19 protein-coding genes and 1 other RNA gene are annotated in these 21,688 nt (G+C 42.9%); 3 read left to right on the forward strand and 17 right to left on the reverse strand.

All coding sequences use genetic code 11. The features are described from left to right. Positions 1-33 precede the first annotated feature (33 nt). Positions 34-741, forward strand: a complete 708-nt coding sequence (gene truB / locus A8C56_RS18355; RefSeq protein WP_067759294.1) for a tRNA pseudouridine(55) synthase TruB — start codon at positions 34-36, stop codon at positions 739-741. Between the two features lie 58 nt (positions 742-799). On the opposite strand, the gene tamL is transcribed toward truB, so the two are convergent. Next, positions 800-3,067: a translocation and assembly module lipoprotein TamL gene (gene tamL / locus A8C56_RS18360; RefSeq protein ID WP_245645573.1), complete on the reverse strand. Its 2,268-nt coding sequence runs from the start codon at positions 3,065-3,067 to the stop codon at positions 800-802. A 106-nt stretch (positions 3,068-3,173) separates the two neighbouring features. Between tamL and A8C56_RS18365 the strand changes: the two genes are divergently transcribed. After that, the gene (locus A8C56_RS18365; RefSeq protein WP_067759299.1) at positions 3,174-3,908 is read left to right on the forward strand and encodes a TrmH family RNA methyltransferase; all 735 of its coding nucleotides are present in this window, start codon (positions 3,174-3,176) and stop codon (positions 3,906-3,908) included. Between the two features lie 39 nt (positions 3,909-3,947). Here A8C56_RS18365 and A8C56_RS18370 read toward each other — a convergent pair whose 3' ends face one another. The 7 genes from A8C56_RS18370 to A8C56_RS18395 all read right to left on the reverse strand — a co-directional run bounded on the left by A8C56_RS18370 (position 3,948) and on the right by A8C56_RS18395 (position 9,080). Then, positions 3,948-5,183: an ABC transporter permease gene (locus A8C56_RS18370; RefSeq protein WP_067759301.1), complete on the reverse strand. Its 1,236-nt coding sequence runs from the start codon at positions 5,181-5,183 to the stop codon at positions 3,948-3,950. Between the two features lie 69 nt (positions 5,184-5,252). Further along, positions 5,253-5,753: a DUF6036 family nucleotidyltransferase gene (locus A8C56_RS18375; RefSeq protein WP_067759303.1), complete on the reverse strand. Its 501-nt coding sequence runs from the start codon at positions 5,751-5,753 to the stop codon at positions 5,253-5,255. Continuing rightward, positions 5,738-5,908, reverse strand: coding sequence for a hypothetical protein (locus tag A8C56_RS24540; RefSeq protein WP_157098034.1), 171 nt, complete (start codon positions 5,906-5,908; stop codon positions 5,738-5,740). Before A8C56_RS24540 ends, A8C56_RS18375 begins: the two co-directional genes overlap by 16 nt. 39 nt (positions 5,909-5,947) lie before the next feature. Beyond that, positions 5,948-6,601, reverse strand: coding sequence for a fructose-6-phosphate aldolase (gene fsa, locus A8C56_RS18380; protein ID WP_067759305.1), 654 nt, complete (start codon positions 6,599-6,601; stop codon positions 5,948-5,950). 502 nt (positions 6,602-7,103) lie between these two features. Next, positions 7,104-7,203: signal recognition particle sRNA small type (gene ffs / locus A8C56_RS18385), an RNA gene on the reverse strand. Positions 7,204-7,255: 52 nt separating this feature from the next. Next, positions 7,256-8,434 (reverse strand): DNA polymerase IV, encoded by a 1,179-nt coding sequence (dinB, locus tag A8C56_RS18390; protein ID WP_067759308.1) that lies wholly within the window; start codon positions 8,432-8,434, stop codon positions 7,256-7,258. A gap of 166 nt (positions 8,435-8,600) precedes the next feature. Continuing rightward, positions 8,601-9,080 carry a DinB family protein gene (locus tag A8C56_RS18395; protein WP_067759310.1) on the reverse strand — a complete coding sequence of 160 codons (480 nt, stop codon included), beginning with the start codon at positions 9,078-9,080 and terminating at the stop codon, positions 8,601-8,603. Positions 9,081-9,196: 116 nt separating this feature from the next. Here A8C56_RS18395 and A8C56_RS18400 point away from each other — a divergent pair, with 116 nt between their 5' ends. After that, positions 9,197-10,927 (forward strand): SGNH/GDSL hydrolase family protein, encoded by a 1,731-nt coding sequence (locus tag A8C56_RS18400; RefSeq protein WP_067759312.1) that lies wholly within the window; start codon positions 9,197-9,199, stop codon positions 10,925-10,927. Here A8C56_RS18400 and A8C56_RS18405 read toward each other — a convergent pair. From A8C56_RS18405 to A8C56_RS18445, 9 genes are all read right to left on the reverse strand, one after another. Then, the gene (locus A8C56_RS18405) at positions 10,924-11,463 is read right to left on the reverse strand and encodes a ribosome maturation factor RimM (RefSeq protein WP_245645575.1); all 540 of its coding nucleotides are present in this window, start codon (positions 11,461-11,463) and stop codon (positions 10,924-10,926) included. The two genes, A8C56_RS18400 and A8C56_RS18405, sit on opposite strands and share 4 nt — an antisense overlap. A gap of 57 nt (positions 11,464-11,520) precedes the next feature. After that, the gene (rpsP, locus tag A8C56_RS25420; RefSeq protein ID WP_067759317.1) at positions 11,521-11,994 is read right to left on the reverse strand and encodes a 30S ribosomal protein S16; all 474 of its coding nucleotides are present in this window, start codon (positions 11,992-11,994) and stop codon (positions 11,521-11,523) included. A 339-nt stretch (positions 11,995-12,333) separates the two neighbouring features. Continuing rightward, positions 12,334-13,251, reverse strand: coding sequence for a hypothetical protein (locus tag A8C56_RS18415; RefSeq protein WP_067759319.1), 918 nt, complete (start codon positions 13,249-13,251; stop codon positions 12,334-12,336). 1 nt (position 13,252) lies between these two features. Then, positions 13,253-16,294 carry a hypothetical protein gene (locus tag A8C56_RS18420; protein WP_067759321.1) on the reverse strand — a complete coding sequence of 1,014 codons (3,042 nt, stop codon included), beginning with the start codon at positions 16,292-16,294 and terminating at the stop codon, positions 13,253-13,255. 4 nt (positions 16,295-16,298) lie between these two features. Beyond that, a complete protein-coding gene (locus A8C56_RS18425; protein WP_067759325.1) occupies positions 16,299-16,775 on the reverse strand; it encodes a DUF4280 domain-containing protein in 477 nt (158 codons plus the stop codon). Positions 16,776-16,817: 42 nt separating this feature from the next. Beyond that, complete coding sequence (locus A8C56_RS18430) at positions 16,818-17,669, reverse strand: hypothetical protein (protein ID WP_067759327.1); 852 nt, start codon at positions 17,667-17,669, stop codon at positions 16,818-16,820. Positions 17,670-17,678: 9 nt separating this feature from the next. Beyond that, complete coding sequence (locus A8C56_RS18435; protein WP_067759330.1) at positions 17,679-18,410, reverse strand: hypothetical protein; 732 nt, start codon at positions 18,408-18,410, stop codon at positions 17,679-17,681. 3 nt (positions 18,411-18,413) lie between these two features. Then, on the reverse strand, positions 18,414-19,694 hold the full coding sequence (locus A8C56_RS18440; RefSeq protein WP_067759332.1) for a hypothetical protein: 1,281 nt from the start codon (positions 19,692-19,694) through the stop codon (positions 18,414-18,416). Between the two features lie 2 nt (positions 19,695-19,696). Further along, entirely contained in the window at positions 19,697-21,550 is a 1,854-nt protein-coding gene (locus tag A8C56_RS18445; RefSeq protein ID WP_084490277.1) for a type VI secretion system Vgr family protein, read from the reverse strand. Positions 21,551-21,688 lie beyond the last annotated feature (138 nt).

Raw genomic sequence — 21,688 nt, forward strand, 5'->3', positions numbered from 1 at the left:
ATAACGCCGGACGGATGCTTATTTTCGCGGCACATGAAGAAAGAAGATCTGAAAAATATAGACTTTGCAGAAGGTTCAGTTTTGCTTATTGACAAACCGCTTGAGTGGACCTCCTTTGATGCGGTACGTAAAGTGCGGAGTCTGGTCCGCATTAAAAAAGTGGGCCATGCAGGCACGCTGGACCCCCTGGCTACCGGCCTGCTGATCATTTGCACGGGAAAGTTTACCAAGCAGATCCAGGCCTATATGGCAAAAGAAAAGGAGTATACAGGTACTTTTACCCTTGGTGCGGTTACCCCCACCTATGACCTGGAAAGTGAGCCGCAGGATTTTAAAACATATGCACACATCACCGTTTTTGACATTGAAGAGGCTACAAAAAGATTTACAGGAGATATTCTGCAGACGCCCCCGGCACATTCAGCCATCAAAAAAGACGGCAAACGTGTTTACGAGCTGGCCCGTAAGGGTATTGAGGTAAAGCTGGAGCCCCGGCCTGTTACTATTTCCAGCTTTGAAATAGATGCCACCAATCTGCCGGAGCTTTCTTTTAAAGTAACCTGTTCTACCGGAACTTATATCCGTAGCCTGGCGCAGGATTTTGGGCAGGCGCTCGGTTGCGGTGCCTACCTAAGCAGCCTGAGGCGTACCCGCATCGGCGAATTTCTTGTGGGAGACGCATTGACCATGGAAGACTTTATTGCAGGGATGAAGAATAGGGAAGATACAGTTCATAGTTAATGGGCATAGCCGGATGGTCAATAGTGATAGCTGAAATCTCACACCTCAATGCTGACCCCTAAAAAATAAACGGATAACCAATGCCTATCTGTAACTGGCTGCCTTTTATGAACGGATATGCAAAAAAACGGTTCTGATAACTGCTGTTTTCAGGGCTTGGGCTTGGATCTTTTACCTTATAGGCATAGTCCAGGCGAATGACAAAAAAACCAAGATCTACACGAACGCCGGCACCGGAGCCAATTGCAAGATCGGTTCCCAAACGTCCCAGTTTAAAGACCTCATCATTTGTTCCTGCATCTTTTTTAACCAGCCATACATTACCTACGTCTGTAAACAATGCCCCGTTTACAGGAATACTGCTTATTTTAAACAAAGGCATGCGGTATTCAAAGTTCGCCTCCAGCTGCATATCCCCAAACCGGTCAGGAATACTATAGGCGCCGGTAAATGTATTTATATAGGAACCCGGGCCCAGCTGGCGCAGCTGCCATGCCCGCATGCTGTTAGGCCCACCGGCAAAATACTGCTTAAAGAAAGGCAACTGGAATCTTTTATCAGGATTAGCGGTGGCGCCCAGTTCATACCCTACTCCTGCAAATCCCCGCATTACAAAGGAGGTCTTGGTCCATTTCAGCATCCGCGCATATTCTATATCCAGCTTTATAAACCGGTAAAGATTATCGTCCAGGAATTTGTTCCGGATCAGTCCCGTTAGCAGGCCTGATTCTTCAAAATTCATCCGGAGCACATTGGAATTACGGCCGTTCAGGTCGTTCCAGGGCATTGTAAAATTCAATATGGTGGATGTGATCAGCCCGTCATTAAAAAGATTGGCTATAGAAGGGTTTTGTACGATCAGCCTGTCGAGGCTGTCTCTTTTTATAAGATGCGCATATTCAATATTAGGGATTCTTATCCCCAGGTTATAGGTCCTGTTTTTTGAAATATAATCCCTGGCACGCCAGGAGAACTCATATCCCCAGGAAGCATTAAACGAGGTAAGGTTAAAAAGGTAGCGCCGGTCTGTGCTGGCCGCGTTCAAAGTAAAGACAGACCTGAAATTGCCCCGGAAATTTTCTTTAAAAGACTGCATGCCCGGGAAAATAAACCGGGGATAGGAAATAGAGTTCGTTAAGCTGAACTGCTGTGTTTGTATGATCTGGCCGGCTGTAAACTGACCCAGTTCTATCATATAGCTGGCATTGGTGGACATGAGGTTGGCTGCCCGGCCAAAATTCCGGTTCTGCAGGCCCATACTTAACCCGATTCCCACAAAGTTGCCGGTAATCACGCTCTGGCTGTAGCTGCTTTCTACATTTGTTGTAAAACTGTATTTTTTTGCGGGGATCAGCTTGATGGCGATATCCACACTATCAGAAGAGTCCCTGGGGAGCTGTGCTATATCTACCATGCGCCAGGTGCCTATATTATTTAAACGGTTCATAGTACGGGAATAGCGCCGTTGATCATATAGCTCGCCCGGTTTAAAATAAACAAGGGGAGGAAATATTTTTGGCTTGAACTTATTTCCCCGTTGTATTACCATAATATTTTTTATGTTGGTGGTTCTTATATTTCTTTTGGAGGTATCATTACTGACCGGGTCCACGGTAATTTTTCCTATATAATATTTGCGCAGCACCGATGAATCCACAAGCGGCCGCATCCGGATATCCAGGTTAGCCGTTGGGTACAGCCTGCGTTTTCTTAATAATTCCAGCTGCATTGCCTGTTCAACAGGATCCAGGGTGGGTTGCAGCAGCGATACATCCAGGGTATCCCACAAACCAAAAAGAAGGGGTCTTGAAAACCGCAGGTACCCGTTATTCCTGTAAAGCTCTACAAGACGGTCCATTTCAGATGATACAGGGCCCTGGGCAAAAGGATCTCCTTTCTTAATAAACTGCTTATTAAGATTTTTATCCGTCAGCTGCTGTAAACTATCGTTTTGTAAGGTATAGGTAAGAGAATCAATACGGGTAACCTGACCCGGCCAAATATTAAACTGGATAATGGCACGTTTCTGATCTGCTTTTTGTTGAACGGAGGTCTGATACCGGATCGAATCCCGGAAATACCCCTGCGAATTCAGATAATAATGCATGCTTTGAACAGACTTACTGATCAATCCTGTATCCAGCCTTGTGGGATCTTTTATTACGGACCAGAATACCTTATCTACTTCTTTTGACTGAAGACTGTCATCTATCTGCCCGGCAAGCCCTGATTCCAGCCTGCTTTTTTCATCTTTAGAAGATGCTTCTTCAACATTTACTTTTGTTTGGAAAACAAAGGGCTGGCCCTCCGGGTAATGTTTTACCACTGTGAATAATTTACAGGAAGACAAAAACAACAGTATACCGGCTGCTACAAGGGGAAGAAATGTATTTTTACCAGAAAACAGGGTTTAAAATTTAATATTTTCGTAAATGCTTAGTAAATCTGAAATCAAATATATTCAAAGTTTATTCCAAAAAAAATACCGGGAGGCTGAAAACAGCTATCTTATTGAAGGGCCAAAAATAGTGGATGAAGCGCTGAAATCTGCCGGAACGGTTGTTAAAAAAATATTTGCATCAACGAATTGGGTGCATCAGCATCAATTGCTTTACCCGCAAATTCAAATGATAGCGGCTGCTGATTTTGAATTGCAAAAAATATCACAGCTAAAAACGCCCAACCAGGTTGTTGCCATTGTAGAAAAACCTACACGGCTGCGGCCCGATGCTATGCCCCTGAAAAGCCTTACGCTGGTACTCGATGGTATACAGGATCCCGGCAACCTGGGCACCATTATCCGCACAGCAGACTGGTTTGGCGTGCCCCAGGTGATCTGTAGCCCGGATTGTGCCGATATTTATAACAGTAAAGTGGTGCAAGCCACTATGGGCAGCCTATTCCGCATTCCGGTTTACTATGTATCCGTTCCGGAATGGCTGAGCACACAGCAAACGGAGATCCTCGGCGCCGTGCTGGACGGGGCTCCACTAAAAAAAATAAAGCCTGTAAAAACAGGCATCCTTATCATCGGGAATGAATCAAAGGGCATACGGGCAGATGCAGCCCGGTTCATCACACAAAAAATAACCATTGAAAGAACCGGTAATGCAGAATCTTTGAACGCAGCAGTTGCCACAGGTATCCTGCTTTCGCGCCTGAAATAAAATACCGCTGCATTGTTTGCTCAAACAGTATAACAGGTGTTACCTGAAATGTACTGCTTTTACAACCTGTATTCTTTTTACAATATAGGTAGGGATCAGCAACACCAGCAAACAAACCAGAAAAGTGCCTATACAAATAGCGGCTACCTGCCAGGCAGAAATGGACACCGCCGCCTTGCTAAGGTAGTAGGCGCTTTCATCCAGCTTTATAAAACCGGTCTTTACCTGCAACAGCAATAAACCCAGTGCGCATACGGCGCCTATGGCTATGCCGGACAACGTGATCAAAAGACTGTGCCGCAGGAATATTTTCTGTACTGTCCAGTCGGTTGCGCCTAACGCCTTTAAAACGCCCACCATGCGCATGCGCTCCAGTACCAGTATGATCAGGCAGGTGATCAGATTAATAACGGCAACTACAATCATGATCGCAATCAGCAGGTTACGTGTAACATCCTGCATATTCAGCCAGTCAAAAATATTAGGTACAAAAGCTTTAATACTTTGTGCATCCCATTCCTGTGGCATGGAAGGCAGTTGCATCAGCTCATCAGCAACCGTATCAATTTTTTTATAATCTTTAATAAATACCTCGTAACCGCCGATCTGATCAGGTTCCCAGTCGTTCAGACGCCGGATCAGCTTTATATCTGCAAGGGCAAATGTTTTGTCGTATTCTTCAATCCCCGTTTTGTAAATCCCGGTCACTTTCAGCCGGTCGGGCCTTAAGGAATTATCAGGCCGGACAAAATAGATCAGTACACGGCTTCCGGTATCCAGCTTCATCTGTTTTGCTGTATAGTCGGAAAGCATTATTTCCCGGGCATAGGTAGAATCATTAAAAACCGGCGGGCGCCCTTTTATAATGAACGATCTCAGGTTATTGAAGTTGTAGGCGCTGTCGACCCCCTTTACCAAAACACCTTCCAGATCGTCCTTTGTTTTTACGATCGCGTACCTTGTTGCAAAAGGCTGAATGCTTGCTACCTGCGGGTTTTTCTTTACCTGTGCCACCAAGGCCGGGTTAGCAGTAATGGGCACTTCTTCTGACACTACATACTGATAAGAGGCCATTTCCTGTATACGGATATGGCCCCAGAAGCTGAAGACCTTTTCGCTTACTTTTTGCTGGAATCCATTGGCAAAAGCCAGTGTAATGATCATTACCGCCACGCTTATTGCCGTAGCAATAATGGAAAGCCTTATAATAAACCGCGAAAAAGAGTGCTGTTTGTTAAAGGCTATCCGGTGAGCGATAAAAGAAGTTATATTCAATTGTGTGATGAATTTAGGTGGAACGGATACTAATGGCTTTCCGCTTAATCATATTACCCGGTATTACTTCTATTTTTCCTTTATCCTTGTTTTTAATTGCTTAATATCTGTAATGTCTTTAGGTCTGGCATTAGCAAGTTTATCGAATATTAAATCCTCATAACAAATAAACGGAATATTAATATTGCTGAATGTAACATTTTCCCGTCTATTAAACGCTGCTCTAAAATTTATTTTAGCTTTTAACGTCGGTAAAAAATCAATGGTAAACTTTTCGAGTTCATATTTAAAAAATGAACTTTTAGGATCGGGAGATGATTCTTCTTTAAATACTGTCACATCCATTCCCAAATCCCCTAATGCCTCCAAAAGTTTAAAATAATTTGAATAGGTAGGATTGTACCAAAAATCCAGATCAGGCTTATCTGTATATTGCCCGGCTGAATCCATAGATTTTCTAAAATAGCCGTGCAAGGCTACTGCAGTACCACCAACTATTAAATACTGTACAGTATGGTTGTTAAGAATATTGCAAATATTAAGAATAGCTCCGGTTAGGTTGTTTTCCATGTTGTGGTTTTAGTAGTTTTTTTCTTTTTAACAAAAAAATTGCTACTTAACCGATTGACGAACTCTTCAAATTCAGACAACAACTTTTTATTTTTAACCGGTTTAATATTTGCTTTTAAAGATTCAAAACTTTTATGTTTGGTTAATGTTGCCATTTTTCTTCTTTTTATTCTTAAAATCACACTGGTATAAATCTATTGAAGCTTCTTTGCATCATCCAGAAATTTAGCCAGCCCGATATCTGTTAACGGATGCTTTAATAAGCCCAAAATAGCATCCAGCGGACTGGTGACCACATGAGCACCTACCTCCGCACAGCGGATGATATGATTAGCGCTGCGCATGGAAGCAGCCAGTACCTGTGTTTTTAATCCCTGTATATTATAAATATGCACAATTTGTTCTACCAGCTGCACCCCGTCCCAGCCACTGTCGTCAATACGGCCCACAAAGGGAGATACATATTTTGCGCCCGCCTTGGCGCACAGGATGGCCTGCCCTGCATTGAATACCAGTGTGCAGTTGGTTTTAATGCCATTATCTGTAAACCATTTGATGGCTTTTACCCCGTCTTTGATCATCGGCACTTTCACTACAATATTCGGGTGAATGGCAGCCAGCCGCTTGCCTTCCTCAACAATTTCATCAAATGTGGTACCAACCACTTCTGCACTGATGTCGCCATCCACAATATCGCAGATATCTTTATAATGCTTCACAATGGCTTCCTGCCCACGAATCCCTTCTTTTGCCATCAATGATGGGTTGGTGGTAACCCCGTCTAAAATCCCTAATGCGTTTGCTTCTTTAATCTGGTCCAGATTGGCTGTATCAATAAAAAATTTCATAGTATTTATTTTAAATTTTTAGTTGCTTGCTATACATTTTCGGAAGTTCATCCTGGCACAGGGCCCCTGATTCCTGCAGCCCGAACGCCGTTATTACCGATGAACACTGATCAAACTTAATTCATCAATCATTTCAAACCAAAAAACACTTTAACCGTTTTTCCAAAACTATGCTAAGTTTTTCATTCAATGATCTTTTTGACCGAATAACATCCGTTTCCTAAGTAATTTGCAGGAAAGAACCCCGGGATTGAATTTCCCGCAAAATGGCGCTGATCAATACCATTAATTTGTGGAAGCCTGACGAAATACAGACAATTAAGGAGTCATCTTCCTGCGTTCCGAAGCTGGAACAGCGCACACAGAATGACATCAAAAAATGTTTTTTGCAGGGGAAATCCCTCTAAAAATGCAACAAGGCGAAACAGAAATTGTTTAAAAAACAGAGGAAGATTTTGGGGCAAAATGGCAGAGGAAAATACCCATGGCCCATAAAATAAAAAAAAGGCAGGCTACTCACATCGCGCCGCTACAACCACCTATCCTTGCTGCCTTCCGACCCTGGGGAGTTTCGGTAGGAGCTGGCCGTATAAGACCTGCCGGCGGCAAATATAATGCAATGCAGTCAAAAGGGAAAGAATTGCGCCCGGAAAATCATTTTTTATTGTCCTGCCTGGGCAAGGGTTTACTGATAACGGCTTTTGACACCAGTGCTTTCCCAAAACGGTTCTTAATAGCATCCACGGCTTTATACAGGTTTAATTTATCATCCTGCCGGCTGAACAGGTTCATTTGCATACCATCATCTGCCAATTGGCTGAACCGAACGCCTATCAGGCGTACGGGCCGTCCTTGCTGATAGGATTTCTCAAAGATCTCTTTTGTCTTTTTTATCAGTTCATCATCCAGTGCCGTATAGGAAATGGTCTCCTGCCTGTTGGTGGTTTCAAAATCGCTATAGCGGATCTTTACTGCCACGCATCCTGCCAGTTTACCATCCTGCCGGAGGTCATAGGCATTCCGTTCTGTAAGCCCTACCAGCTTTTTATGAAGATATTCCGTATCGGTCTGATTTTCATGAAATGTGGTTTCGCGGCTCATGCTTTTTTGTTCCCATTGCGTTTCCACCTCCGCACTCCCTATCCCCTGCGCCTTGCGCCAAAGTTCCTCCCCCCATTTGCCCAGCCGGCTTACCAGCAGATCACGGGGCGTCATGGCAATATCTTTAATGGTCCTTAATCCCATCTTTTGTAACTGCTGCTCTGTTCGCTTGCCCACGCCATTAATTTTTTCAATGCCCAAAGGCCATAAAAATGCCTTTTCTTTTCCGTGCGGAATTTCCAGGAACCCGTTGGGTTTTGCCTCGTTGGTGGCCATTTTACTGATAAATTTGGCTGATGAAAGCCCGCAGGAGATGGGCAGGTTGGTTTCTTTGATGATGTACGTACGCAGCTCGCGCGTATATTGGCTCACCCCAAAGAATTTATCCATGCCGGTAAGATCGCAATAGAACTCATCAATGGAGGCTTTTTGAAAAAGCGGCACCTTAGAAGCAATAATATCTGTAACTAAACGGGAATAATAGCTGTACCGCTCATAGTTTCCTTTTAAAATGATAGCCTGCGGGCAAAGTTTTACGGCTTTCTGCATAGGCATAGCCGAATGCACACCAAATTTGCGAGCCTCATAGCTGCAGGTAGAGACTACTCCACGATTTGAAGTGCCCCCCACAATTACCGGCTTTCCTTTTAAGGCGGGATTCATCAGCATTTCCACGGATACGAAAAAGGAGTCCAGGTCAAAGTGAACGATATAGGATTTTTGCTCCCTCACCTGTCAAACCTACATAAAATTTCTCATCCCGGATTGAGGCTTTTCACCGGGGCGTGCGCCTGCCTTACCGGACAACCAGATCTTCACACATAGGGAATGTGATACAACCCGGGGATCGGCTAACAGAACTATAACGATTTTGCAGAAGGGTGTGGTAACAGTTTTTTTATACGCCTGCTTTTATTTTCTTTTTCAGCAGTACGATCTGCCCTAAATGATAATGCGCATGCTCCACCTGCCCCTGGAAATTTTTGTAGGCGCTGGAACAGCCCGGCAATATAGGCTCCGGCAATTTTTTTTCATCAAATTCCCGTATTACAGCTGCCAGCTCCTCTGCAGAATGCAGATTGTCGTCCTTTAAAAGCTTCCATTCCTTTTCACAACTGATCACAGGAGCATCAAAACCGTTCCTATCATTTAAATGAGGCGCGATCCTTTTTCCACGCCGTGCTATCGCACGATTCCAGTAGGTAATGTGATGAACAATTTCCGCAATCGTGTTGGGAGTAAAAGACAATTGGGTAACAGCTTCCTGCCAGGTGACGTCTGCCAGCGTATCGGCAATATTCACTTCCGTCCAGTTATTGCCAAAGTGCACTTCAAAAAGATGATTGGCAATCAAATCGGTTAATTTAGGGGCTTCCATTGAAATAAGATTTTGACCACCAAAATAACTAAAGTTTTAAAAAAACAGGTTCCAATGTATCTTTAAATACTCTTATATCTGCCTATTATTGAAATTATTGTAATAAATCTTCCTCCATGCGCGTTGTCCTTACCCTTGTTTTTGCCCTTTTTATCCATCCTGTATTTGCACAGACAAAATGGTATGATCCCCTGAATGCAGGCGAACCCGTTATCCAGAATCAGGGCTGGACAAAGGAAATTGGTAAAACATTTACCCGTCTGCCTGCGCGGGCAGAAGAGAAAGTGCGGAAACCGGTTTGGGAACTTTCGCAGAATACAGCCGGTCTGAGCATTCATTTTTATACCAATGCGCCGGAAATTACCATATGTTACGGAGTTACCGGCAGCCCTGCCATGAACCATATGCCTGCAACCGGTGTTTCCGGTATTGATTTATATGCTATTGATGAAAACGGCGGATGGCACCGTGCCAGCGGTTCTTACCGGTTTGCAGATACGGTTTCTTATGTGTACAAAAAACTCTTTACAGGAACCTTTCATAAAAAAGGGTTTGAATACCGGTTGTTCCTGCCCTTGTATAATGGCGTAAAATGGATGCAGATCGGTATACCTGAAAACAGCTATTTTGAATTTATTCCACTGCTGAAAGAAAAACCCGTTATCGTTTACGGTACCTCTATTGCCCAGGGAGGCTGCGCATCCCGGCCTGCTATGGGCTGGACCAATATCTTATCGCGTAAACTCGATTATCCGGTCATGAATCTTGCCTTTTCCGGCAACGGGCCTTTTGAAAAGGCGGCAGTGGATCTTGTTAACGAACTGGATGCAAAGGCTTACGTATTTGATTGTCTTCCCAATATGGGCGCCCTGTCTGATGATGAAGTATATAACCGGGTAATCTATGGTGTAACAACCATCCGTAAAAATCATAAAGGGCCGATCCTGCTTACGGATCATATCGGTTACTATAATGATGGAACCGATACTACCACCGGTAATATCTGGAAACGGCTGAACACGGTGCAGCAGAAAGCCTGTAATGACCTCAAAAAACAAGGCATTAAAGACCTGTATTATCTTACAAGAGAAGCCATTCATTTTCCGGCAGACGGAACGGTGGATTATGTGCATCCTAATGACCTTGGCATGCAGGCTTATGCTGATGCCTACGAAAAAATACTACGTGAAATCCTGAACATGCCTGCAGGCACCACAATTACGACCCTGCCTGTAAGCCAGCGCCGGGAAGCCAATGGCTATGAATGGAAGCAACGGCATGAGCAGGAACTGCAAATGAACCGGGAGCAGCCGCCTGTTAATATGATCATCGGCAATTCAATTGTCCATTACTGGGCAGGAGCGCCTAAGGCTCATATAGCACGGGGAGAAAAAAGCTGGAACCGGTATTTAAAGAATTTCCGGAATATGGGCTTTGGATGGGACCGTATTGAGAACGTATTATGGCGTATTTATCATGGTGAGCTGGATGGATTTAACGCACAGAATATCGTTTTAATGATCGGTACCAATAATATTGGCGGCAACACAGATGAGGACATTGTAAAGGGCATTGATTTTCTGCTGAAGCAGATCCGGCAACGGCAGCCGCAGGCTATGATAAAACTGGTAGGCATCCTGCCCAGGCGGAATACCGAAAAGCGTATTGCGTCCATTAATACACAACTCCGGCAATTAGCAACAGCAGGGGGGTACCTGTTTTCAGATCCGGGCAAGCAGTTGCTCCTTGCCTCGGGGAAAATTGACGAAACCCTGTTTACAGACGGACTGCATCCCAATGAAGCCGGTTACTCTAAACTGGCAGAAGCAATTGCCCCGGGCCCTTAACCCAGGTATACCTCCAGTAACCCATCGGGCAGGGATACTGTAATATTCTTATACCGGTGATCTATCTTTTTAAGGCTCTCTTCATGTAAAGGAATGAATACTTCCCTGCCCTGAACAGTTATACGGCAAAGAAGCTGATGTGGCTGCTCTATTATCTCCTGTATGGTGCCCAGCACCTGTTTCCCGTCTTTAACGGTATAACCCAGGAGGCTGATGGGCGACGATTTGCTGGCATATCGTTTAAAATCATCCTCACTCAGCCATACTTCCTTTTGCAGCAAGGGCCTTGCCTTTTCCGGTACAGCAATATCTTCCAGTTTCAGGTAGGTTTCTTCATTATTTTTAGGGCGGACTGCCGCAACAAACCAGGGCAGCAGGCGGCCGCTTTTATCTTTGATGAAGATCTTTTCCAGCCCTTCCAGGTTTGGGGTGCCCAGCGCGTGCTGTAATACAATCTCTCCTTTCAGGCCAAATATGCCTGCAATTTTCCCAATACGGATATGGCTCTGGCCGGATCTCATAGAAATCTCCTCCAAAATTAAAAAGAGAAAGCGGCATAAAGCCGCTTTCCCCGGTTGAAAAACATTCTTCTACTATTCGCCATTTCCTTCAGCGCTGGCTTCAGGAGCTGATTCTTGTTTAGAAGCGACTGTTTTACGCGGAGCGGCACTGGCCACTCTACGTTTTGCTTTTCGCTCCTCAATAGCTTTTGCAGTACGTTTTTTAATCTGTTCATCATGTTCAGCGCTCCATGCAGTGAATTTCTGCATAGCCGCTGCTTCATCAAACAGGCCCAATTTAACCCCACGCAGTAAGTGTTTCAGGTATAATACACCTTTGAAACTCAGGATACGGCGTACCGTATCTGTTGGTGTAGCCCCTTTGTTCAGCCATTCCAACGCCTTCTGACGATCCAGCTCAATTGTAGCAGGAATGGTCAGTGGGTTGTACGTACCTAATTTTTGAATAAACTTACCATCACGAGGGCTCCTGGCGTCTGCCACTACGATAAAGTAGAAAGGTCTTTTCTTTGACCCGTGTCTTTGCAATCTAATCTTAGCTGCCATTTTAAATAGAAATTTAAGGCTTGTTAAACAATTAATTCACCCATACAATACTATACGGGGCATCAAAAATAGTTGTTTTTCGAATACTAATGGCCAATTTTCAACAGCTTTTAAAAAAATTGATTGATTTTAAGATTTTGTTATTATTAACGCCATGTTTTATAGATATTCAAAACCGGAACATCGCTTAAAAGCAGGGAACGGAAGCGCTGAATATGTTATTGATTATTCTTGTGATGGTATATCACAAAAATCCATCGTCTGTTATCGTTTACTTTGTAATAAATATCCTATTACATAATAACCCCTAGAATGTCCTACTAATCATTGCACTATTTCCTATTTTATTAATCCTGTTTTAAAAGACAACATACGCACTACTCGAAAATCCTTGCTATTCTTTGGTTTATCAAGCATTACATAAATAGCATAAAGTTTATTTTTTTCCGGGACATCAGTAGTAAGCGCTCCCTGGCCTTTGAATTTGCCCATTGTTTCCAGCGTTACAACCTTACCTCCCCCCATCACTCGGAGCCGGTAATTTTCAACCGGTGGAACCCGGTCCTTTTGTTGTGAAAAATCTTCAACCAGATTTTTTAAATATGCTTTTTTTTGATCATCTGTATAATAATTTGAGATAAAAAATTCATTATTTGAAAATGTCAGCTCATTAACAAATTGCTGGCCATCTCCGGAGTTTAGCAGATCACGTAGTTGATTAAACTTTTTTACTACCGCAGTTTCCAACGCCTTTGGATCCCAGGAAGACAGATCTTCGGAGTTTTTCCATCCTTCCAATTCAAAGGGGAGCTGCGCATCAAAACTCCATTCTGATTTTACGGAGGGAGTTGGGGCTTTCAAATCAGGAAAATTGAGCTTTTTTAATAGTTGAATCTCCTGCACTTCCCCATTATTGGACTGAGTATTGTATAAAGCAAATTCCTCACTTGCAGATTTTAGGGTATTTGAATCAATCAATTTCCCCTGCAAAAGATAAGGATGGGTCAATTCAGTCTGTATTTTTTGTTGTCCGTTTTTCAAAATAAAATAATTGATAAATTCAGTTCCACTCAAATTTCCATAAAGGCTTTTATCAATTACTACATCATTAACCATCATTTCACCATCCAGCGGAAAGTCATATATTAATGTATAATTATTAGGATGTCCCATATCTTTTTCCTTGTTTTTTTGTTTTTGTGTGGTTCCGGAACAGTTCACGCATACTATTGCGACCAATAATAAAAATAAATTCATTCTAATCATTTACTTCTCCTTTAATTAAATCGATTTTTTTATTGACATGAGGAATTAGCTTCAAATCATCATCAAGTCCTTTAAAACCGGCCTTCACCTTAATAAAGGCCTGAACTCCAGAAAAATAGAAATCTGCACCCCATTTGCCAGCGCCCATTCCAAAGTCTTTTCCAATGGTGATCGTTACGAAAGATTTTGCAGTGACTTCTATTCCGAACTCCGCCGCTTTCTTGTCATTATCCTCTGTTCTGTACTGAGTCATATCCTTGCCATTTTCAGCTTTAACCTTCACTTTTAATAAAGCACTCATCTGAATTTTCCCCTCTAAATAACCTTGCAGGGCAATAGTACCTGAAAATTTTCGGCTCGCAAAATTGTAGACCACTCTGGCATTAGTAGCCGTTTCCTTTTGGGAGTCATTGCCAACTAGTTTGATTTGTGCAGATAATTGAAAATAGAACTCATAAGTAAATTCCAGTCTTCCTCCACTCACAACATTGCTCAGCCAGCTTGCCAGATCCAATGCATCAATAATAGCCCCCCAGGGTTTGAATTTACTTCCCAGAACCAACAGATCCAATTTTACATTTGCTCCAAGCAGCGGGTCTGCAATCAGATGCCCATCCAGTTCGTAAGTAATCATACCATTTTGGGAAACAGCTTTAATGCCAACGCCAACGCCAACTTTTGGAGGTTCCAAGGAAAAGCTCATAGGTAGTTTATTCAACCGACCAAGCAGCCCACTATTTGCAACACGCAGCCGAGCCTCAGTTCTGCGCGCCTCACTTACCTGCATGTCTCCATCCAGCTTATTGATAACCCATAGTATTGGAGATAATATTTTTCTGAATTTCTTTCCGAACTCATCTCCTAGCACAATCTTATTTCCACTCCCCACCTCGCATTCTACATACAGGCCAAATGTTGTTTCCCGTCCCACATATGGTTGCAATCCGTTTGAAATCAGGCTATTCAGAATATTCTTACGGGTATTATTATTACTGGTAACCACTCGCCCTTCATTAAAACCGCTATAATGTTCTGTCAAGGCCGTCGTCGCAGCATAGTAAACCGGAGTTTCAATATTATAATTAAAATTGATTACCCATTTCATAGAAGGATATGCTTTAATCAATGCAAGCTGGTTTGGGTAACGACAGGTTGTAACCGGTACAAAATAGGTTTGTGCTAATTCCTCCTTCTTGATAAGCTTTAGTAAATATCTGACAATCCAGATGTTTTTAAAATTATCTGACACAATCCCCCCTTCCAGGTATTCCTGTGTGGCCAGATAGTCCAATACCTCGTTATCATACGTTTTATAGAAATAGTAACCCAACCTTAATGTGATGGAATCACCATTGATCGTATAATCTTTCTTTTGTAATCCCTGCACTCCAGCAACGGTCACTGCCTGATACTTGGCCTGATCTGCCTTCGATGCAGACACTCCTTTGGCTTCTTGATCGTCTTTATATTGCTTTTTTCCTGCAACCGGATTTAAAATACCGGCTTTTGACGCATTTGACGGGGCTAACGGATTAGGCTGGTAATAGTTTAGAAAATTCTCTATATAAAAACCTGTTTCTTTTGACGGTCTCATTTGTCCCACAATCCAATTCATTTTAAACACTTCCTCGCTACTGCTGTGATCTTTACCATCATTTAAAATCTGCTCACACTTGTATTTACTTCCAATGTGAATGGATTCTTCAGGCGCTCCTACATTTTTTTTATACTTGGCAGTAACGGTCACTTCCTTTTTTTCCTTTTCCCCTGCAATGATACAGAATACTGTTTTATCGGTTTTATCATCAACACCTTCTTTCAGTTTAAATTCATCAAAAATAATAACCGGCATACCCTGCCCCTCTTTAACACTTATCATTGAATAAGCACAGGGATTGTGTTCCTTGCGGGTATACTGAATGTCGCCTATGTATTGGATCATTTCTCCTTTTTCCCGTTCTACCCTGGATAGTATTTCATCCGTTGTTTCATATTCCACTAAAATCTCACTATTGGGCTGATCTTTGTAGGTTTCAACAGTTTCTATACCAATTAATTTCTGATCGTATTGCTGTAACCCCGAGCTAGGCATCTCTGCAAAATTTCTATAGTCAACGATCTTGTCAGAATCAAATATCATCCCTTTCTCTACTTCAAAGATTTCTACTACTGGCACAAAATAGCGTTGTTTCTTTCCTGAGTCGCGCCATTCTAAGGTTAACGGGAAATTAAATGTGAGATATGTATTTATGTTATTACTTCGAGTACTTGCAGTCAGCTTTACTTTCTTATGCTTCCCCTCAAATAAATCAGCATCGGTAAGTTCATCAGTTTGGTCTTCCAATACTCCTGAAGTATTCTTCCGGGTAGGAAATTTTGCCGCTTCATCTTTATCCATAAGATAAATATTTGCAAAATAGCTTTTTGAACCGACAACATAATCCGGATACTGATGAAGGCAGATTGTCAGACTAACAATATCCCCAAAACGAAATGGTCTTATATTTTTATCAAAATAGGCGTAGGTAATATTCGGATCCGTATAGGGTATTACAAAAAAATAGAACTCCTGCTCGGGGTCATTTGTAAACACAACCACCCGTTGTTTAAATCCATAATAAAAGCTTGTTCCGGCGGGAGAAATAACAAACTCCGTTCCTGTTTTATATTGCGTTCCTATTCCCAATGCAGCCACAGGCTTGTTCCGCTCCTCTTTAGCCAGCAGTTCTCCAACATCAGGCGCCTTATTACTTGGAGTGTTGCTGCCGCTACTGCCGCTGATATCTGCCCAAAGCGAATTATACTGGTTTGTACTCCCTTCTTTATAATAAGCATCATAAATAAATGCCCACTTTGTTTCCGTTGATACAACAGCGTCATCAAAACAACTCGCATCCACATAAAACTTCATCCTGGAGCCTTCTTTTATAGATATGGTATCACCTTTTTTTACATCTCCTCTAAAAAGGTTATCCATGAACGGATTAGTAGCAAACGCACCTGTGTCAAATTTGCATTTTATTACCTTGCCCATGAGGTTACTGTATATTTAAAAATTCATACGGGTCTTTCTGATTCATTTTCTTCATATTCACCAGGGGATTTACCTGTGCCTGCAACTCCTCATCCGCATTCTCTATATTTTTCTTCATGGGCTGACCTGTCTGGCCGCTCATTGTTATCTCAACACAGGCAGTGCCAGCTACTGCACAGGTAGCTTTACAATCCTTCGTCAGCACATAGCCACCCGGTGGGTCGTATTTTTCTTTTTCATAGTACCCGTCCCACTTTGTTATACTGGGCACACAAGGGTTATTATTCATTTTTTTACAGGAGCCAAAAGTCTTGTTCTGAAAAGGAACGCCAATATCCTTATGGGTAGCCAGTAATTTTTCCCTGCCATCCTTATCATTAGCATACCATTTTTTGTGGGTGAGTACTACCAGTTTATCAGGAGTAGTTCCAAACTGACATTTGCAGATGGCCCCTTGTACTACCTTTTCTTTCTGAGACATGTTTGTGATTTTTCGGGTTTGCTATTTTTTATTATTGTTGCATCAAAGCTGGTACATGGTGAACTGTGTTTTTTTTACCGGCACAGTAGTATATTTTCCTTCTTTAAGATATATGCTTAATACCGCTTTTGTATGCATAGCAAAATGCTGTTTGCTATCCAGGTCAAAATCCACGGCCAGCTTCATAAATGCATTTTCGGGGATCGCTTTTTCCGGCAGCAATTCGTTTAATACCTTCATTTCTTCTGATTCAAATTTCACAACTACTGAACCATAGCTGGTAATTTCAGGAATGATCTTCTGGATACCCGGAAAACGCACCGGATACCTGTAAGGTATCACTGACAGGTACAGGTCTAATTGTTGTGCATAAGTGGATGAGTACGCCAGATACTTTGGATGAAAAAACAAGTTCCAGAACCAATCATATTTCAGTGACTGCTGTATTAAAGAGCTATTTGCCATTTTTTTATCAACAGCATTTACAAAATCTGCTACGGTTGCGCCCTCATATTTTTCTAACATTTTTTGTTTATTTATATTCCAGCGCCTGATAATCTCTTCATGATTTACAATACCTGTTACCTGCATTCCCCAGCCGTCGATCACTGTTTCCACAGGATATAATGAGCGGGAAATCACAGCAGCAAACCGTTCGCTGATCGTATCCGGTTCGTGCCGGTTGAAAAAAAGCTGTTGCTTATTCAGTCGCATCAGCCATCCCAGCTCATGCTCCTCCAGACTTATAGTCACTTCATAGTCGATCCGTTTATACGGCTGTTCTGCTGTTGCTCTATAATATTTAACAGATACGCCGTAACGCCTTGTTCCAACATCTTTTGGCAGAGAGATAAATTCATTTTTTCTATGTAATGCACTGATCAAATCAAACAATAATTCATTTTAAAAACACGTATTTCCCTCACTGGCAGCTATAATACATTTTTTTACCGGCACCAGTGCACCGTTGAAGATTTTATTCTTTACCAGGTGCCGTTCCTGCGTATCGCTCATCCCGGTAATAATATATTTCTTCGTTTGATCCCAGCCATAAAATGCTCCCTTAAAAAAATGATCGGCCTTTACAAACCGGCCTGTCTGTTTATTCAGCCGGTACAGCTCATATATATTGTTATCTGCAGATGAGCCCTCCTTATCAGCCAGCAATATTTCCGGTATACCATCATTGTCTATATCATAAATATAAAGTGCTTTTGCAGTCATATGACCATATGGTTCCTTTACATACGACACCTGGCTATTATCTATGAATCCTGCAGCATGGCAGCGTTCATATACCTCGGAATAAACGGCGCCGGAAGAAAGAAAAGGGGTCAGCTCAAAATAAGCCTCCAGTTTTTTGTAAAACGATTCCGGAAATAAAGCATCCTTATTTAAGATTGTAACAACCAGGGATGCGTCGTCCGGATTTTTCCTGTACTCAAATCTCAGTATGTGCTTTTTGTTACGGATATTCAATATCCATTTTTCCACAAATACAGAAGGAAGCGAGTCTTGCAGGCTGTAATCAGGTACACTCCGGTGCTTTACATTCCCGGCAGTATCACTTGCCTGTACTTCCTGATAAAGAAAACAGCAAAACACCACCCAGCCTATTTGTATCAGTCGTTTCATTCTTTAATCTTTAACATTGCCGATCCGTTCATTGTAATTAAATCCAAGACTGTTTAGCCGGTTGATCTGGAGTGCGCCTTTTGAGGTAACCCCGGTAATATAATGCCCGCCATTATAAAGTTTGATCAGTTCCGCATCCAGGATTGATTTTTCGGAATCACCGGAAGCCGTATCCGGCAGATAGCTACTAAAAGCCGAAAATTCACTGATTGTGCTGGGGCAGGTTTTATAGGTAATCAACCCTTCCTGCTGCGAAAAAGACTGGAGTGTTTTTACGCCTTTAAAGATCTTATTGAACTGCGCAACCGCCGCCTTCACTTTTTCAGGAATTTTCTTGGTCATTTTTATCTCAATATTTTTCTTCCAGTTCCATATATAATCCGGATTCTTATCAAGGTTGTCCAGCCAGGCGGCATCAGCTTTTGACAGGGCCGACTTATTTCTTTTTTCAGCAGCAAAGTCAATTTGCCCCACTCCCCATCCATCCGGAAAACCATAATTGGGCATACCCTTGCTTTCGAGCCCCCGGCCTGATGGTCCGTAATTAGCTTCTACTTTTTTTATTTTCCCTTTTACTTTTGTTTTTACATATTCCGGGTCCCAGAACTGGCGGGCCACCGTAACATCTTCACTGCCGGATTCGCTGACGATAATCTTAAATACGAACCAATACTTCGATAGGTATTGCTGACTTGTGAGGTAATCTTTTACTGTTGTTTTTAGCGGATTCTTACCTCTTATATAAAAAATAAACTTCTTAATCAACGTTTTTCCATCCCCACTATATGCTTCAACGGTTGCCGTTCCGCCCCTGAATAATCCCCGGAAGTCCACTTCCCAACTGGTTACCTGCCCCGCAGCAGCCTCTCTGAACATGTTTTGTCCTGTATCTGATTTTGCAGGAAAATAATCAATATCGTTCCGGTCAAATAATACTTCAGAAGCTTTAAAAACGAATTCCGTTTTTAACCGGAACAGCACTTTTTTATAATTATAGTCTTTACCAATAGTGAGCTCTATTTTCAATCTGGGCATTTCCGGGTTTTCGGAAATAAATACATAGGCACCTTCTTTAATCTCATTGCCGTTATCAAATACCTTTATTAGAAAAGCTATATCACTCACAGGGGCGGGCTCCGGGCTGCCATGCATTACCCCTTCCTCCTCGCCTTTTTCCCTGATCACATTACCGGCATAGGCATTGATATTTTCCCTGGAAAACATATTATGATTGCCCTGCGTGATCTTTGTATACGTGCCCTTTGCAATTCTTATTCTGCTCATTGCTAATTGGCTTTTCCGTTTTCACCACTGTTATTCTGTACTACTTTTTGTGCATGTTTCAGCAGGCTCTGCCCGGAACTTATATTAAAATCACCATGGCTCGACTCTATACGTTCCTGCTTGGCTTCAGAATGCACATCCCCCTCGATCAGTTCTGTCAGCTTTCCACTGATACTTACCATGCTGTTTCCTCCTATTGATACCGTATTTATACCGCCTGTTGTATGCACATGATCCCTGCCAATAGCAATTGTTTTGTTCTGACCTATATTGGTTGTCTGGTCCTTACCTATTGTGCTGGTCATGTTCTCCGTTACGTTGAAATGCATATTCTTCGCATTAAAGGTCATCGTTTCCGGGGCGGTAATGGTAATATTCTTGCCGGTAGTATCCAGATAGATTTCATTACCGCCCGGATCCTTGATAATGATATGTGTACCTTCTCCGGCATCGTTAAACTCTACTGTATGGCCGCTTCGCGTTTTTATGACTTTCAGGTCGTTCTTTTCATTGCTGAAACTATTATTGGCGGCCCCATGGTATACCGTCCCGATCACATATGGCTTCGTGGCACTGTCACTCTCAAAGCCTACGATCACCTCCTCCCCTACCTCCGGTATGAAAAAGTGCCCCTTTTCTCCGCCGCCATGCGGACTCGTTACCCGGATCCACGGTGTCTTTTCCGACCCGTTCATCCAGTGGAACTTTACCCGTACCCTCCCCAAACCGTTGTAATCATTATTGTCCGTTACTATTGCGCTCTGTGTTTCACATACAGGATCTGATGGCACTTCTACAGGTGGCACTTTCAGACTGCTGGGCACCGCACTGAAATCATTCTCATAATGCCCCCGCGCATCCACATAATGGTTAATTCCCGTAACCAGGTATTCTCCATACCCTTCGGTGCCCAGGGTAAACACATTGCTGCCGCTTACTTCGATCCTTGTGCCCAGCGCTACGCCGGGGTGACCGCTCTGGCCGTTAAAACGTACCATTTTGCTGCTCTCAATTGCACTCTTTAAAGTAGTTATATCATCCTGTTGCTTTTTGCTGGTCAGGAAACGGTTGTTCCATTGTTTAGGCTGCGTGCCATAAACGGTCTGGGCTGCTTTGTATACCTGCTCCCCCCACGGGTTCAGCCCTGCTTTCTGCTCCACACCCTGGGGCTGGCTCGTATACACCTGGCTGTTCAGGTAATCCCAGGCCATCAACTGCATCTGGGTGGGCCTTGCCTGTAAGGCCACATTAAAACGGCTCAGGTTTCTGCCATACACCAGCTCCGTTTTTTTACTTTCCCTCGGTGGGCCTGCAATCAGGCTCCTGCCGTCCCAGAACAGCCATTCTCCGTAAGTGCTCGTCAGCCGCTGCAAAAACTGCCATGCTGTTTCTTTATACTGTACTGTATACGCCAGCGTTTCTCCATAAAGAGGCTGTACCTTTGGCTCCAGTAAATTCTGGGGGAAAAACTTTAATACATCCTGTGCTATATTCTTGATCGCTTTTTTTTCCCAGCTTTTACAATGAGGACCGCTGTCTAATATAATGGTAGGGCTATAGCCTGTAATGATCACATCGCCATGATGGCCGGTAAACCGGGCGGTTTCTATTCCTGTTATAATACCATTGAACAAAACTGCCCCCTGTAACCCCACACCTGTGATCCGTGCGCCAAAAGTGGCCCCGATCATATCCCTGGAAGCAGTGAACATGCCCATTTTTCCATCAATAGACTGGGCCGGACAAACAAGAGTAAAACGGTGGTGATCAAATATGCTCTGGTAAAGGCTAAAAGAGGTAAACTGCATTAACGGGGTCCCATTAATGCTGAAGACTGGTTCGGTTAGTTGCGCCATACATAAGGTTTTGTCTGTGACGATATAGTGGTGAAGCTGTAAAATTATAGGTTTTTGATAAAAAAACGCTGTAATTGATCCCTTTTTTACCAGATTCCCGGTTTTAACAATTCAAAAATGATACCAACCAACCTTAAC

Origin of the sequence: Niabella ginsenosidivorans (genome assembly GCF_001654455.1) — a bacterium.
GTDB classification, from domain to species: domain Bacteria; phylum Bacteroidota; class Bacteroidia; order Chitinophagales; family Chitinophagaceae; genus Niabella; species Niabella ginsenosidivorans.